This is a genomic window from Selenomonas bovis DSM 23594, assembly GCF_000381005.1.
Taxonomy (GTDB): domain Bacteria; phylum Bacillota; class Negativicutes; order Selenomonadales; family Selenomonadaceae; genus Selenomonas_C; species Selenomonas_C bovis.
In genome coordinates this window covers 12,801-27,451 of record NZ_KB908379.1, presented here as the reverse complement: position 1 = coordinate 27,451, position 14,651 = coordinate 12,801, and the positions used below count along the sequence as shown (strand labels likewise).

Sequence of the window (14,651 nt, the reverse complement as noted above, 5' to 3'; positions counted from 1 at the left end):
ATAGAAACAAATTGTCCGCTGAGGCGCACTACCATCATTCATGAGGAGGAATCAGAAGTGTACGAGGATTTGATAGAGAAGAAGCTCAAGAGCGAAGACATATTCGATGGGAACCTGCTGCATGTCAAGCGCGATACGGCGCTGCTACCGAATGGCGAGCAGGCGACGCGGGAGTGGATCCAGCATCCGGGTGCATCGGCTGTCATTCCGCTGCTGCCTACGCAGGAGATTATCCTCGTCCGTCAGTATCGTTATCCCGTCGGACGCGTGACGCTCGAGATTCCCGCGGGCAAGCTCGACGCACCGGATGAGGATCCGCTCGTCTGTGCGAAGCGAGAGCTCGGCGAGGAGACGGGCTACACGGCGGACACGCTGCGGAGACTCACGACAATCGGCACGACCGTCGGTTTCTCGAACGAGTATATCCATATCTATGCCGCCGAAGGGCTGACGCCTGGCGAGCAGCATCCTGATGAGGATGAGTTCCTCAACGTTGTGAAGGTGCCGCTTGCGGAGGCGGTGCAGATGACGCGTGACGGCCGTATCTTTGACGCGAAATCTATTGTTGCCATTCTTATGCTCTGGGAGGATCTGCATGTTTGATTTCAGCCTCATCTCGCTCTTGGCCGGCATTCCGGGCCTCATCATCGCGATGGTCATCCATGAGTACGCACATGCCCGCGTCGCAGTGGCGCTTGGCGATTTCACACCGAAGCTCATGGGGAGGCTCACACTGAACCCGCGCGCGCATATCGATCCCGTGGGTCTGCTCATGCTCTTCCTCATCCGGTTTGGCTGGGCGAAGCCGGTCGTCATCAATCCGAACAATTTCCGTCAGCCGCGGCGCGATGACATCCTCGTCTCGGTTGCAGGCCCGCTGGCGAATCTCCTGACGGCATTTGTCACGCTCTTCCTGCTCGTATTATTTTCACAGATGGGCTTCCACCTTTCCCAGGGCACAATCCTTGTCTGCCGCCTCATTATTATTTACAATATCAACTTTGCGATTTTCAACCTCATCCCCGTGCCGCCGCTCGATGGCGCGCATATCCTCCGGCAGCTTCTGCCGCGGGAACTCGGCTGGCGGTTCGCGAGCCTGGAACGCTACAGTCTGCTCATCATGATCGTCTTCATCATGACGCCCATTCTGCAGTATGTCTTCGTGCCGATGCAGCAGATGATCTGGCATGTCTTTGCCGCCATCATTGAGTTGATTTTCTGAGATGGACGACTACCGTATCCAGCTCGCGGCATTTGAGGGCCCGCTCGACCTGTTGATGCATCTCATCGAGAAAAACAAGATTGACATCTATGATATCCCCATCGCGGAGCTCACGCGCCAATATATGGAGCATCTGAACCGCATGCGCGAGCTCGATATGGAGATTGCGAGCTCCTTTCTCGTCATGGCTGCGACCTTGCTGCAGATCAAATCGCGCATGATGCTGCCGCAGCAGTCAAAAGAAAAGGAGACAGCGGAGGAAGACCCGCGGCAGGAGCTGGTGGCGCGCCTCTTGGAGTACAAGAAGTTCCAGCAGGTCAGCGAGCTCCTGCAAGGGCAGGCCGTTTCAGAGGCGCGCTTCTGCGCGCGAGAGCCGCTTGACCTGCCGACGCATCATGTGCTGGCAGACCGCTTGCCGCTCAGCAGGCTTCTCGCGGCGTTTCAGGCAGTGCTCGCCGTGCGCGAGGAGCTTCGCCTGCCTGACGCGCTCGTGCAGCCTGAATCGTTCACGGTTCAGGAGAAGATGAGTGAGCTTCGCCAGCTGCTCGTACGCGTGCCGCGCTGCCTCTATTTCTCTGAGGCCTTCACGTCTGGGAATCGGACGGAGCTCATCGTGACATTCCTCGCGCTCCTTGAACTCATACGCCTCGGCGAGGTGCGCGTGTTGCAGGCGGGAGCCTATGAGGAGATTACCATGGAGCAGGTCCGGGGAAGGAAACAGGAGGAGAGCCAGCATGGATGAACGCGATGCACTCGGCACGCTGGAGGCAGTGCTCTTCGCCGCCGGCGATCCCGTACGGCTCGACGCGCTGCAAAAGATATTTGCTAAGCCGCCTGAGACACTTCGCCGTCTGGCAGAAAAGCTGAAGGAAAGGCTCGAGGCGCGCGGCAGCGGCCTCACGTTGCGCGAGGTCGCGGGCGGCTACCAGCTCGTGACGCGGCCGGAGTACTATGATGCCATCGAGAAGCTCACGCAGGTCGTCGACCGACGGCTCACAGCGCCGACGATGGAGACGCTCTCCATCATCGCGTTCAAGCAGCCCATCACCAAAGCGGAGATTGAGGCCATCCGCGGCGTACGTGCGGAAAAGGCGCTGGCGCGCCTGCTTGAATACGAGCTCATCGCCGAGGTTGGGCGGAAGCAGGCCATCGGTCGCCCCATTCTTTACGGGACGACCGACCGTTTCCTGCAGGTGTTCGGCCTCAAGAGCCTTGAGGATCTGCCGTCATTGCCGACAGATGAGGAAGCGCTGGCGCAGCTCGATGTGCAGCAGCTTTCTCTCATCGACAGGGGCCGCCTGCCAGGGAATTGATTGCACGCGAAATATCCTCTTTCAGACGGTTTTCACATATCGTCAGCTAGTTTTGAGGAACCTCTGCTATCCTATGATTGTCAAACAAATGCTGCGCTATGCAGGGGACCTGCTTCGTATGAAGCAGGTACGCTCTTGCGTCGTAGACTTGCCCAGGAGATGAAAACTGGAGGGACGATTCATGGGAAATAACATTCAGAAGCAGCTGCACGGCAGTCATGCCCTGCGCTGCCTCACGACGGCGCTTCTCACGCTGGCCTGCGTCTTTGCGCCCTATATGCTCGTACATTGCTTTGCCGCAGTGCCGACTAGGGAGGATCGTACGGTCTTCGCGGAGATGGCCAGTCTCTATAATCAGGATGACCTCGACAAGGATGAGCTGCTCGAAGAGAGGGCTCAGGATAGGGAAAGTGTAACAGCGAAGAAAATAAAGAGCCATATGCTCGCGAAGCAGCTGATCGCCCGCGCGTCAGCTGCAGAAAAAGACGTGACGGCAGACATGCAGTCCCTGGAAGACGCGGCGAGCCGTCTCGCGGGGCTCGATTGCCGTCTGAAAAGCGAGGACAGCCTCGCGCGCAAGATTGAGAGCGATGCGGCAGGGAAGTCCCTCGGCTATGAAGAGGCGGCAAGCGGCGTCAGTGACGTCTTGCGCTATACGCTCATCGCATCCTCCGGACAGTACAATGAGCAAGTGCGCACCGCGCTGCAGAAGCTCGTGGCCACGGGCTATCGCGTCGTGAAATTCCGGAATGCCTGGGGCGGGAAGTTCTATCAGGGCATCAACGTGCAGCTCGTGAGCCCCGCGGGTGTGCCGGTGGAGCTGCAGCTGCATACGCCGCAGTCCTTTTCTATCAAGCAGGCGTCTCACGGTGTCTATGAGATCCGCAGAGACCCGCAGTCGACGCCGGAAGAGGTTCAGCGCGCCACGCGCCTGAGCCTCGCCTACAATGCCCAGGTCAGAAAGCCGCTCGGCGCAGAGCTGATTGACTGGCCGCTGGCGTCATGAGATAGCGCCGCACGCATACATCCTGTATGATGCCTTTCCCTTGGCGGAAAGGCAATTTTCGTATCGAGGCATCTCCTTGCCGGCGTTCTCTCACCCGCAGCGCCCGCCAACACGCCCTGCGTGAGCGGGGAGTTTGCCTTGCGAAAGCGCTGACAGTCGGATATAATGAAAAATAATGTATGGAAACGGCGGGAGGCATCCTCCCGCAAGATAAAGAGGGAATAGATTTATGACATTTGATTCTAGTAATGATACTGTGGCGATCCTCTATGACATCGAGAATGCACCGTTCGAAATGCTTGACTATACACTCGGCAAGGCGCGGCGGTTCCAGCCGTGCCGCATCATCGTTGTCACGGATTGGGAGAAGTGCCCGACGGATCAGAAGCGTTGGGAACGCCTGCGCCGCCGTCCCGGGTTCACGTTCCGCTCGGTGACGCGCACCTATCTTGGGAAGAATTCCCTGGACAGTGCGCTCTATGATTCGGCGGTCCTGCTTTACAAGGACGGTGTGCGCCGGTTCTTCATCATCACGACGGACTCCGATTTCGTGCGGATCGCGGAGGCGCTGAATAAGGGGGAGAAATCCTATATCATCGGCGTTGGTACGAGGCAGGCGAGCGAGACACTCCGCAACGCCTATGACGAGTTCCTCTGCTACCCTCCCGAGAAGCCCGTGAAGCCAGTGAAAAAGACCGCACGCAAGGCGAAGAATGAGAAAGCAGAGAAGGAAGAGATTGCGGCGAAGGCGGAGCATCAGACCCAGGAAGAGAAGCCACAGGAGAAGGCGAAGCGTTCGTCGCGCAAGGCCGCGGCGGAAAAAGCGGAGGCGAAGGAGACGAAAAAGAGCGCCAAGGTCGAGAAAGCGCCCGCGGAGGAAAAGAAGCCGCGGGTGAGCAATAAGGCGACGCAGGACGAAAAAGGTAGGGAAAAGCCCAAGACCAAGGGGAAGGAAGCAGCTGCGAAGAAGGCGCATGGCCTACAGGAGCAGAAGACTGCCGAGCAGGCCACAGCACCTGCGGCTGCGGAGCCAGGAACTCTGGTGCTGCGACTGCCGCGCACGCTGCAGCATGAACTCGTGCAGCGCATGCAGTCCGAGGGCGTGTCGATTGATGAGCTCGTGACGTACTTGCTCATGCGCGGCATGATGCATTGACTGCTGGAAAGGATGTAAGCTATCTTGAAACGAGACGAACAGGCACTCCTCTATCAGTTCAAGGATGAGGGACGCATTGCCCTTGTGGAGAAGACGCTGCACCGGCTTGGCATCAAGACGCGGCTCATACCGCCGGATGCCTATCAGCAGAAGGTCGGTTACCTGCTCGGCAGAAAGGGGTTCCGTCCGCTGCCGGCGGAAGTCGATGGCTTTATTTTCCCGCATGAGGTCCTCTTGCTGGACAACATCAAGGGCAAACGCCTCGATGCCGTGCTCGCCGCCCTGCAGGAGAGCGTCCGGCCAGGTCTTCACTACAAGGCTGTTGTGACGCCGTTCAATTCTTTCTGGACGTTGCGGCGTCTCTGTGAGACCATGCAGAAGGAACATTCCTTCATGATTGCGCAAGAGAAGGAAAAGGAACGGAGGGGGCAGGCGCATGAGAAAGAATAATCTGGATGAGACCGTGCTCTTGAAAAAGGTGAATCCTTCTCGTCCTCGGAGTGAGGATACTCAATCCATGCCGGCTGTGCGGCCGCCAGCGGGGGAGGAGACTGCGCTGACGCAGGAAACGCGGCGCGGTACGGTACATGAGCTCGATCCCTTGCCGCCGGACAGACTGCAAAGGCAGCCGGAGAAAGTCCCGTTCTGGACGAAGCGCCGCAAGAAAAAAGCCATTCTCGTGGGCGGTTTTCTCTGCGCCCTCTTGCTCGGTTTTCTTTTTGCCGGTTACAAGCAGCATCAGGAAGAGGAACAAGCTACGCGTGCACGTATCCAGCAGGAACAGGCAGCTAACCAGGCGAGGGATGCTGCGTCTCTGGCAGCGAAAAAGGCGGAATTAGAACAGGAAAAGCAGGAACTTGAGAAAAAGAAGCAGGAGCTCATGCTGCAGGCGGCGCGCGCAGAGGGTAAGAACGAGCAGCTAGCGGAGGATCGTGGTTCGCTGTTCGGCAAGCTCGTGGACAAGGTAACGGGTGACAAGGAGAAGCAGAAAGCGGTCAATACGACGGAAAGGGACGCGGCCAAACAGGCGGCGCAACAGGTAGATGCTTCCCTTGCGCAGGCGCAGCAGATGCTCGATGATGTCAACGCGCAGCTCGATCATAACGGCAAGCTGCAGGAAACGGCAGAAACTGTCCGCACAGGTGCACAGGATGCCTATGAAAACCACAAGGATGTCATCAATCGCGTGGGGACGTATCTCATAGATGGAATCCGGCTCGCTGCAGATAAGATCTTGCAGCGCTGATGCGTTGGCTGCTGGCATCGGTTTTACATATCAGCAGTTTTTTGCCAGGCGCAGCTTTTGCTGCGCCTCTCGTTTATCCACGGACAAGCAGACTGCGTGCATGTGGACGGTATTTTTAGGAGGGGTGTGGCATGAGACGCCGTTTTGTTGCAGGGATTTTCCTGCTGGCATTGCTCATGGTGGCGGCTGCCTGTACCTATGCCTTCTGGCCGCGTTCCCCGCAGAGCGAACGGGGGATAGCAATCCAGTCGGCAGGGGATGTTCCTGCGGATGTTATGGCGGATGTCAGAGAGGCGGCAGCGGGGGTTTCCCGCTTGGCGGCTGAGGCAGGCGTGCCGCTCGCGCATGGCGTGACGCTCTTCGTCGCACCGACGCAGGAGGACTATGAGCGTGTGCTGACGCAGCAGTTCTCCCATTCAGAGGAAGAGGCCGCGAAGATTTCCGCGATTTCAGGCGGCTGGACTGGCGGCAAACAGGGAAAGACAGCGCTCAACGGCGCCGCGGGGGTCATGCAGGATAGGAGCGGCCGCATGAGCACGACGGCGCATGAGCTGTTCCATCAGCTCCAGTACGACCTCAGCCACGGCAATGATGCGGCTGAGCAGGCGCTCTTCTGGCTCGAGGAAGGGAGCGCCGACTATGTCGGCGCGCTCGTCGCGGAGCGGTGCGGTGGCAAGTCGCTGCACAAATGGGAGCAGGACACCATGTTTGACCTGCGTAGGGCGCAGGAGACGGTAAACGCGAAGGAACTCGTGCATTGCAGTCCCCAACGACGGATGCAGCTCATGGAGAAGAAATACCACTCGTATCAGCTTGCGGATGCCATGGTCATCTGTCTCGTGCAGAAGCAGGCAAAGGGAACAGAGCTCGCCGCAATCGTGCGCTATTTCCAGGCACTCGCCGATACGCGCAGCGGGGAGGAGGCTTTCTCAAAGGCATTCGGCATGACGCACGCGCAGTTTTTGCAGGAATTTCAGCAGTGGTATGTTCAGGAACGCCACCTGCCGTTCGCGGCGCATGTTATCGCACGCCCTGGCGTTTCCGCTGCGCTTGCCGCCGACGTGAAGACGCAGGCGGCAGCGGTGCAGCCCATGCTCGCCGGGATGTACGGCCAGCGCCTTTGTGGACGCTATGACCTCATCCTTGCGGCGGATGCGGCAGATTTTATCCAGGCGATTGCGGAGAACTGCGCCGTTACACAGGACAAGGCGCGGGAACTGGCCACGGGCAGTCTCTGGATCCAGGACGGCAGCACCATTATCGTGCAAGCGGGCGAGCTTGGCGACGGCAAACAGCGCATCTTCAGCGTGGATGCGCTTTGCGCGCGCCTCTTGGAGACGCAGGTCGCCGACAAGAGAGAGGAGTCAGTGGCATGGCTGGATCGCGGCATGATCTACCTCGCCGGCATCCGTGCGCTCGAGCAGGCGGGGCAGGGCCGCTATGCCGACTACCGCCGCGGCTGGCAGCAGGCAGTGCGCCGGGCAGGTGCCGTTCCGTCTCTTGAGCAGCTGTTGACAGCAGATGGCATGCGCGAGGCATCGGAAAGCTATGGTGACGACATCGTCAATGAGCTGGCGGAGTTTGCTGCGGACGAGCTCATGACGCGTTTCGGCTGGAGCAGCTATCGTGCCTATCTCCAGCAGGTGCGACGCCTGGGGAGCGAGCGCGAGGCGTTCCGCGAGGTGTACGGACGCGATACCGCAGCGTATGCGAGGGAGCTCGAGCTTGCGCGTACTTCCAGGCGCTGAGGCGATATTGTTCCTTGAGGAAACGCTGATTAATTCGGCACCCTGCCTTTGCGTATCTGCACTGTCCTCTCGCCCTCGACAATCCTCAGCGTAGCTCTGCTACGCCTCCGGTTTGTCTCCTAGAGATATACAGCGCATCTACGCAAATCCAGGGCACCTCATTTCATCAGCGTTTCCTTGAATTTCTCCTTGTTTTGTGATATGATTCAAGATAACTTGTGATGAAGAAGGAAAGTAGACCGTCTCGCTGCCGCAAGAGAGTCCCGTCGCTGGAAAGGGATGGCAGGGCGCGGAGGAAGTTCCCTTCGGAGCAGCCGGGGGAAGCCCATGCGGGTGGTAGTCCGGACGTTGGCCGCGCTAAGGCCGCAAAGCGATAAATCAGGGTGGTACCGCGAAGACATGCCTTCGCCCCTGCTGCGGATGCAGTAGAGGCGAGGGCTTTATTTTTGGGAGGCTATTGTACATGGAAGAAAAAATCGAACAGCTGAAGGCGCAGGCGGCCGAGGCAATCCAGCAGGCGGCGGGCAGTCTCACGGAGCTCGATGAGATCCGCGTGAAGTTCCTCGGCAAGAAGGGAGCGTTCACCTCTATCCTGCGCGGCATGGGCGCGCTCGCGAAGGAGGATCGTCCGAAGATCGGCAAGGTCGTCAACGAGGCCAAAGCGCAGATCGAGGCGTTGATTGCCGAAAAGAATGAGGAGCTCAGACAGCGTGCGCTCGCCGAGAAACTCGCGAGCGAAAAGATCGATGTGACGCTTCCGGGGCGTCGCCAGCCGCTTGGACACCTTCATCCGCTGACGCTGACGCTCGCGCGCATCAAGGATATTTTCTTCCGCATGGGCTTCTCCGTCGAGGAAGGGCCGGAGATCGAGAAAGATTATTTCAATTTCGAAGCGCTCAACCTGCCGAAGGATCATCCGGCGCGCGATATGCAGGACTCGTTCTACATCACGGAGGATATCCTCATGCGCTCGCAGACGTCTCCTGTGCAGGCGCGCACGATGCAGAAAAACGAGCCGAACACGCCGATCCGCATGATTGCGCCGGGACGCGTCTATCGCCGCGACGAATACGATGCGACGCATTCTCCGATGTTCACGCAGGTCGAGGGACTCGTCATCGACAAAGGCATCACGATGGCGGATCTCAAGGGAACGCTCGAGCTGTTCCTGCACCAGATTTTCAGCGAGGATGTCAAGGTGCGCCTGCGTCCGAGCTTTTTCCCGTTCACGGAGCCGTCGGCGGAGGTAGATATCTCTTGCGTCATGTGCCACGGCAAGGGCTGCAAGGTCTGCAAGGGTACGGGCTGGCTGGAGATTCTCGGCGCAGGCATGGTGCATCCACATGTGCTCGAGATGAGTGGCTACGACCCGAAGGTCGTGAGCGGCTTCGCGTTCGGCATGGGGGTCGAGCGCATCGCGATGCTTTCCTATGGCGTGGATGACCTGCGCCTGTTCTACGATAACGACATGCGTTTCCTGCGCCAGTTCTGAACGGTCGGGACGGTATTGCGCGCCGGTGCGCGCAGGAACATGGCAAGTGAAGGGAGAAAACTATGCAGGTTTCGATAAAATGGCTGAAGGATTATATTGATTTTGACTGGTCGGCGGAGGAGCTCGCGGATCGTTTCACGATGGCGGGCGTGCCGGTGGAAAACGTCATCCGCGCGGATGAGGGGCTCGACCATGTGGTCACGGGCCGCATCGAGGAAATCACGCCGCATCCGGACTCTGACCACTTGCAAATCTGTCAGATGAATGTGGGCGGCAAGGAGCGCATCCAGATCATCACGGGCGCGCAGAACGTCGCGCAGGGGCAGATCGTGCCGGTGGCGATGGTTGGAGCGCACCTGCCGAATGGCATGCACATCAAGAAGGGCAAGCTGCGCGGTCTGCCATCGAACGGCATGCTCTGCTCGGCGGGAGAGCTGCACCTCGACCTCACGAAGCTCACAGAGGAGGAGAAGGACGGCATCTACATCCTGCCGTCAGATACGCCGGTCGGTGTACCGGCGAAGGATGTGCTCGGCCTCGACGATGTCGTGCTCGAGTTCGAGCTCACAGCGAACCGCGGTGATTGCTTCAGCGTGCTCGGTCTCGTGCGCGAGATCGCCGTGCTCACGGGCAATGAGCCGAAGTGGCCGGTTATTCGCTGTGAGGAGAACGATGCAGCCAAGACGGCCGACCTCATCCAGACGGGCATCGAGGCAACGGATCTCTGCAATCGCTTCAGCGTGCGCATGGTGAAGAATGTCAAGGTCGCGCCGTCTCCTGAGTGGATGCAGCAGCGCCTCGAGGGGGCCGGCATTCGCGCCATCAACAACGTCGTCGATGTGACGAACTTCGTCATGCTCGAGCTCGGGCAGCCGATGCATGCCTATGATTACGATGAGATCACGGGACATACGCTCACGGCGCGCCGCGCCAAGGCGGGGGAGAACCTCCATACGCTCGACGACAGCTCGCGCGTCGCCAAGGGAGAGGAACTCGTCATCGCGGACAGCGAGCATCCCGCGGGCCTTGCCGGCATCATGGGCGGGCTCGAGAGCGAGGTCACGGAGAAGACGACGACGGTCGTTTTCGAGGCGGCGTCCTTCTATGGGCCGAGCATCCGCCGCACGGCGCGCGCCTGCGGCCTGCACTCCGAGGCATCGGGACGCTTCGAGCGCGGCGTCGATGTGACGAATACGCCGCGCGCGCTCGAACGCGCCTGCCAGCTGCTTCAGGAGATGGGGGCCTGCACGGTCACACAGGGTATCGTGGACTGCTACCCGCAGCCGAAGACGCCCGTGACCATCGACTTCACGGCGGCGCAGATCAACGGGCGCCTCGGCACGGAGTTGCCCGGGAGCCGCATGGTAGACATCCTCACGAAGCTTGGCTTCGTCATCGAGGAGACGGGTGAGGGGCGTTACCGCGCGACCGTGCCATCCTGGCGCAACGACTGCACTTACATGGAGGATCTCTCCGAGGAGGTCGCGCGCATCTACGGCTTCGACAACATCGCGGGCACGACGCCGTTCGGCCGCATGATGCAGGGACGCCAGAGCGCACGGCAGACCTTCATCGAGCGCATCAAGCAGACCCTTGCCGCGCTCGGCATGACGGAGGAGCTTTCCTTCAGCTTCACGAGCACGGAGCTCTTCGATAAGCTGCGCGTGCCGCAGGAAAGCGAGCTTCGCCGCGCCATCCCCATCATGAATCCGCTCACGGACGAGGCGCCGCTCGTGCGTACTTGCCTCTTGACGAGCATCATGGAGAACGCCGTGCGCAATTTCTCCCGCAAGAACATGGATCTCAGGCTCTTCGATGTGGCGCCGGTGTTCTATCCGAAGCAGCTGCCGCTCACGGAACTGCCGGAGGAAAAGACGAAGCTCGTCGGCCTCATTACGGGGCGCAGGCAGGAAGTCGGCTGGAACCAGGGCAATGAGCAGGTGGACTTCTACGATATGAAAGGCATTGTCGAGGAACTCTTCGCGCGGCTCGGCATCAGCAAGTATACGGTCGAGGCGGGAGAGCATTTCGCACTCCATCCGGGCAAGACGGCCTGCTTCAAGAAAGGGCGCGAGGTAATCGCCGTCGTCGGTGAGCTCCATCCGGAGGCGGCGGAGAATTTCGGCATCAAGCAGAAGGTCTATCTCTTCGAGATGGATGTCGAGACGCTCATGAAATACACGGCGAAGAATTTCCATTTCGAGTCTCTGCCGAAATATCCGGCCATCGCGCGCGATCTCGCGATGCTCGTCGATGAGGATGTAGCGGCGGCGGACATCGAGCGCGTCATCGCGAAGCACGGCGGCAAGCATTTCACGGGCGTGACGCTCTTCGATGTCTATACGGGCAAGCAGGTCGCGGCTGGCAAGAAGAGCCTCGCGTTCAATCTGACGTTCCAGAGCAAGGATCGCACGCTCAAGGACGAGGAAGCCGATGCGGCCTTCCAGCAGATCCTCGCGGCGGTCGAGCAGCAGTTCCACGCCGAACTTCGTGCATAAGCGGGTGATGGGATGGACAAGACGAAAAGCAAGAAAGTAAACGTGGAGATCTTTGGCGATACGTATCCGTTCCGTACGGATGGAGATCCCCAGGAGCTCAAGAAGCTCGCGGCCTTTGTGGATAAGTACATGCAGCGCGCCGCGAAGAGGACGCGTAGCCTTGATACGCGCAAGATCGCGGTTCTTTCGGCGCTCGAGCTCGCGGATGAATATTTTAGGCTCAAGAAGGATTACGATGAGCTCGTCGAGCTGTTAGAGGATAAGTGAGGGGTCAAGCATGACACAATTCGATCAGAGAAATCTCTCGATGATGATGGATTTCTACGAAATGACGATGGCGAACGGCTACTTCGCGGATCATGACAAGGATACCAAGGTCGCGTTCGATGTCTTTTACCGCAAGAACCCGGATGAGGGCGGCTTCGCCATCTTTGCGGGGCTCGAGCAGGTCATCGAGTATGTGGAGAACATGCGGTTTTCCGAGAGCGATATCGAGTATTTCCGCGCGCAGCACATGTTTTCCGAGGCATTCCTCAACTACCTGCGGGATTTCCGCTTCACGGGTGACATCTACGCGATGCCTGAGGGGACGGTCATGTATCCCGACGAGCCGATTCTCACCGTCGTCGGCTCCCTCATCGACGCGCAGCTCGTCGAGACGGCCATCCTCGCGCAGATCAACCACCAGTCGCTCATCGCGACGAAATCGCGCCGCATCTGCAAGGCGGCGGCAGGGCGCGCCGTCTCCGATTTCGGTGCGCGGCGCGCGCACAACATGGACGCGGCGACGTACGGCGCACGCGCAGCCTATATCGGCGGCGTCGTCGGCACGGCGACGGTCTCTGCGGGACAGATGTTCGGCATCCCCATCAGCGGCACGATGGCGCACAGCTGGGTGATGTTCTACGGTGACGAATACGAGGCGTTCAAGAAATACGCGCAGACGTACCCCGATGCGACGGTGCTGCTCGTCGACACCTATGACGTCATCCATTCCGGCATCCCCAATGCCATTCGCGTCGCCCACGAGATTCTCGAGCCGATGGGCAAGCGGCTGCTCGGCATTCGCATTGATTCCGGCGACCTCGCGTATCTTTCGAAGCGTGTGCGCAAGATGCTCGACGCGGCGGGCCTCCCGGACTGCAAGATCGTCGTCTCGAACAGCCTCGACGAGTTCACCGTGGCGTCTCTGCTCTCGCAGGGAGCGTGCATCGACAGCTTCGGCATCGGCGAGCGGCTCATCACGGCGAAATCCGAGCCGGTCTTCGGTGCCGTCTACAAGCTCGCGGCCGTTGGTGAGAACGGCGAGTTCGCGCCGCGTATCAAGGTCTCGGAGAACGTCGAAAAAATCACGAATCCGGGGCTCAAGGATCTCTACCGCGTCTATGATGCGGACGGCCATGCCGTCGCGGATCTCCTGGCCCTCTGTGGCGAGCCGGTTGATATGGCGGAGCCGTTCCGCTACGTCGACCCGCAGAAGCCGTGGAAGAACCGTTCCTTCGAGGGCTGCACGGTCAAGAACCTCCGCCGCCTCTACGTCAAGGACGGCAAGCGCACGGTCGAGCTGCCGAAGCTCGACGCCATCCGCGATTACGCCAGGCAGCAGCTCGATACGGAGATCTGGGAGGAGGAGCAGCGCTTCGAGAACCCGCATCGTCACTATCTCGATATGACGCCGGATTACTATGAGATGAAGATGGGGCTGCTCTACGAGACGCGCAAGCAGCACGGCTGAGGAGGATGGAGATGCTGACTGGAAAGACTGGAAATCTCGGCGTCATGGGCTGGCCGATCGCGCATTCCCTCTCGCCTGCGATGCAGAACGCGGCCCTCGCCAAGGCTGGGATCGACTACGTTTATACCGCGTTGCCTGTGGAGCCGGTACACCTCGCAGCGGCCGTCGCCGGTCTGCGCGCGCTGCGTTTCCGTGGCTGGAACGTGACCATACCGCACAAGCAGGCGATGATCGACTTGCTCGATGAAATCGACGAGGACGCGCAGATCATCGGCGCGGTGAACACAGTCGTGCAGGAAAACGGCAGACTCATGGGCTTCAATACCGATGTCGCGGGATTTCTCGCGGGTCTTGCAGGCGCAGGCTTCTCTCTGGCGCAGAAGCGCGTGGTGCTGCTCGGTGCAGGTGGGGCCGCCCGCGCCGTGCTCTGGGGCCTCATCAAATCTGGGGCTTCCCGCGTCGCCATCGGCGTGCGTCATCCGGAAAAGGCGGAGATGCTGCGCCAGGCATTCGCGCCCAAGGCATCGACGCTTGGCACGGAGCTTGCCGTCTATCACTGGGAGGAGGAGCGGTTCCAGGCCGAGCTCGCCCAGACCGCGCTGCTCGTCAACACGACGCCGCTCGGCATGGCGCCGAGGACAGAGGCGGCGCCGCCCATCGACTGGGAGCAGGTGCATCCGGAGGCGTTTGTCTACGACATCATCTACACGCCGCGCCAGACGCGGTTCCTGCGGGAGGCGGCAGAGCACGGCCATCCCACACGCAACGGTGAGGATATGCTCGTGGGGCAGGGCGCGGAGGCGTTCCGACTCTGGTTCGGTCAGGAACCGGATCGCGCGCTCATGAAGAAGACGCTGCGGGCCCAGCTCACGGCGCAGGAGTGAGACAGAAAAGAGCCGGGAAACTCTCACGCACAGAGTGAAAGTCCCGGCTCTTTTCCTTTCGAGAGATGCGGCTCAGTTCCAACGGCAATGCCTGCCATCGCATTGCTTCGCATAGGGGCAGGCAGCACGGTCACGGCAGGCAGGGAGCTTTTCGGCTGCTATGCGCGTCGGCTGTGGGAGTAGCGAAAACACCAGGGCAAGTCCCAGCATGAGCAGGGCTGTCGTAGCTGTCATCGAGAACATCATCAACACCTCTTCCGTGTACTTTATTTAGTATTATTATACCATATATTACAGTAACATGCGACTGAAATAATAGGAAAACGGAAGACATTCGCATTTGCGTGAGCA

The 14,651-nt window shown here is 59.7% G+C and carries 14 protein-coding genes; all 14 read left to right on the top strand.

Features of this window, described 5'->3' with window-relative positions; translation table 11 throughout:
- Positions 1-57 precede the first annotated feature (57 nt).
- The 14 genes from F599_RS0100130 to F599_RS0100065 all read left to right on the top strand — a co-directional run bounded on the left by F599_RS0100130 (position 58) and on the right by F599_RS0100065 (position 14,300).
- The gene (locus F599_RS0100130) at positions 58-603 is read left to right on the top strand and encodes an NUDIX domain-containing protein (protein ID WP_019541506.1); all 546 of its coding nucleotides are present in this window, start codon (positions 58-60) and stop codon (positions 601-603) included.
- The gene (locus tag F599_RS0100125) at positions 596-1,222 is read left to right on the top strand and encodes a site-2 protease family protein (RefSeq protein ID WP_019541505.1); all 627 of its coding nucleotides are present in this window, start codon (positions 596-598) and stop codon (positions 1,220-1,222) included. Before F599_RS0100130 ends, F599_RS0100125 begins: the two co-directional genes overlap by 8 nt.
- Position 1,223: 1 nt before the next feature.
- Positions 1,224-1,964 (top strand): segregation and condensation protein A, encoded by a 741-nt coding sequence (locus F599_RS0100120; RefSeq protein WP_019541504.1) that lies wholly within the window; start codon positions 1,224-1,226, stop codon positions 1,962-1,964.
- Positions 1,957-2,535 carry an SMC-Scp complex subunit ScpB gene (scpB, locus tag F599_RS0100115; protein WP_019541503.1) on the top strand — a complete coding sequence of 193 codons (579 nt, stop codon included), beginning with the start codon at positions 1,957-1,959 and terminating at the stop codon, positions 2,533-2,535. Before F599_RS0100120 ends, scpB begins: the two co-directional genes overlap by 8 nt.
- Before the next feature lie 181 nt (positions 2,536-2,716).
- A complete protein-coding gene (locus F599_RS0100110) occupies positions 2,717-3,541 on the top strand; it encodes a hypothetical protein (RefSeq protein ID WP_019541502.1) in 825 nt (274 codons plus the stop codon).
- A 229-nt stretch (positions 3,542-3,770) separates the two neighbouring features.
- Complete coding sequence (locus F599_RS0100105) at positions 3,771-4,697, top strand: NYN domain-containing protein (protein WP_026327697.1); 927 nt, start codon at positions 3,771-3,773, stop codon at positions 4,695-4,697.
- Between the two features lie 24 nt (positions 4,698-4,721).
- Positions 4,722-5,147, top strand: coding sequence for a DUF3783 domain-containing protein (locus F599_RS0100100; protein WP_019541500.1), 426 nt, complete (start codon positions 4,722-4,724; stop codon positions 5,145-5,147).
- Positions 5,134-5,943 carry a hypothetical protein gene (locus F599_RS0100095; protein WP_156021892.1) on the top strand — a complete coding sequence of 270 codons (810 nt, stop codon included), beginning with the start codon at positions 5,134-5,136 and terminating at the stop codon, positions 5,941-5,943. The genes F599_RS0100100 and F599_RS0100095 overlap by 14 nt, the downstream gene beginning before the upstream one ends.
- A 131-nt stretch (positions 5,944-6,074) precedes the next feature.
- A complete protein-coding gene (locus tag F599_RS0100090; RefSeq protein WP_156021891.1) occupies positions 6,075-7,691 on the top strand; it encodes a hypothetical protein in 1,617 nt (538 codons plus the stop codon).
- Between the two features lie 463 nt (positions 7,692-8,154).
- Complete coding sequence (gene pheS / locus F599_RS0100085) at positions 8,155-9,183, top strand: phenylalanine--tRNA ligase subunit alpha (RefSeq protein ID WP_019541497.1); 1,029 nt, start codon at positions 8,155-8,157, stop codon at positions 9,181-9,183.
- A gap of 62 nt (positions 9,184-9,245) precedes the next feature.
- Positions 9,246-11,681: a phenylalanine--tRNA ligase subunit beta gene (gene pheT, locus F599_RS0100080; protein WP_019541496.1), complete on the top strand. Its 2,436-nt coding sequence runs from the start codon at positions 9,246-9,248 to the stop codon at positions 11,679-11,681.
- A 12-nt stretch (positions 11,682-11,693) separates the two neighbouring features.
- Entirely contained in the window at positions 11,694-11,948 is a 255-nt protein-coding gene (locus F599_RS0100075; protein ID WP_019541495.1) for a cell division protein ZapA, read from the top strand.
- 10 nt (positions 11,949-11,958) lie between these two features.
- A complete protein-coding gene (locus F599_RS0100070; protein WP_019541494.1) occupies positions 11,959-13,416 on the top strand; it encodes a nicotinate phosphoribosyltransferase in 1,458 nt (485 codons plus the stop codon).
- Positions 13,417-13,427: 11 nt separating this feature from the next.
- A complete protein-coding gene (locus F599_RS0100065) occupies positions 13,428-14,300 on the top strand; it encodes a shikimate dehydrogenase (RefSeq protein WP_019541493.1) in 873 nt (290 codons plus the stop codon).
- The last annotated feature ends 351 nt before the right edge of the window (positions 14,301-14,651 follow it).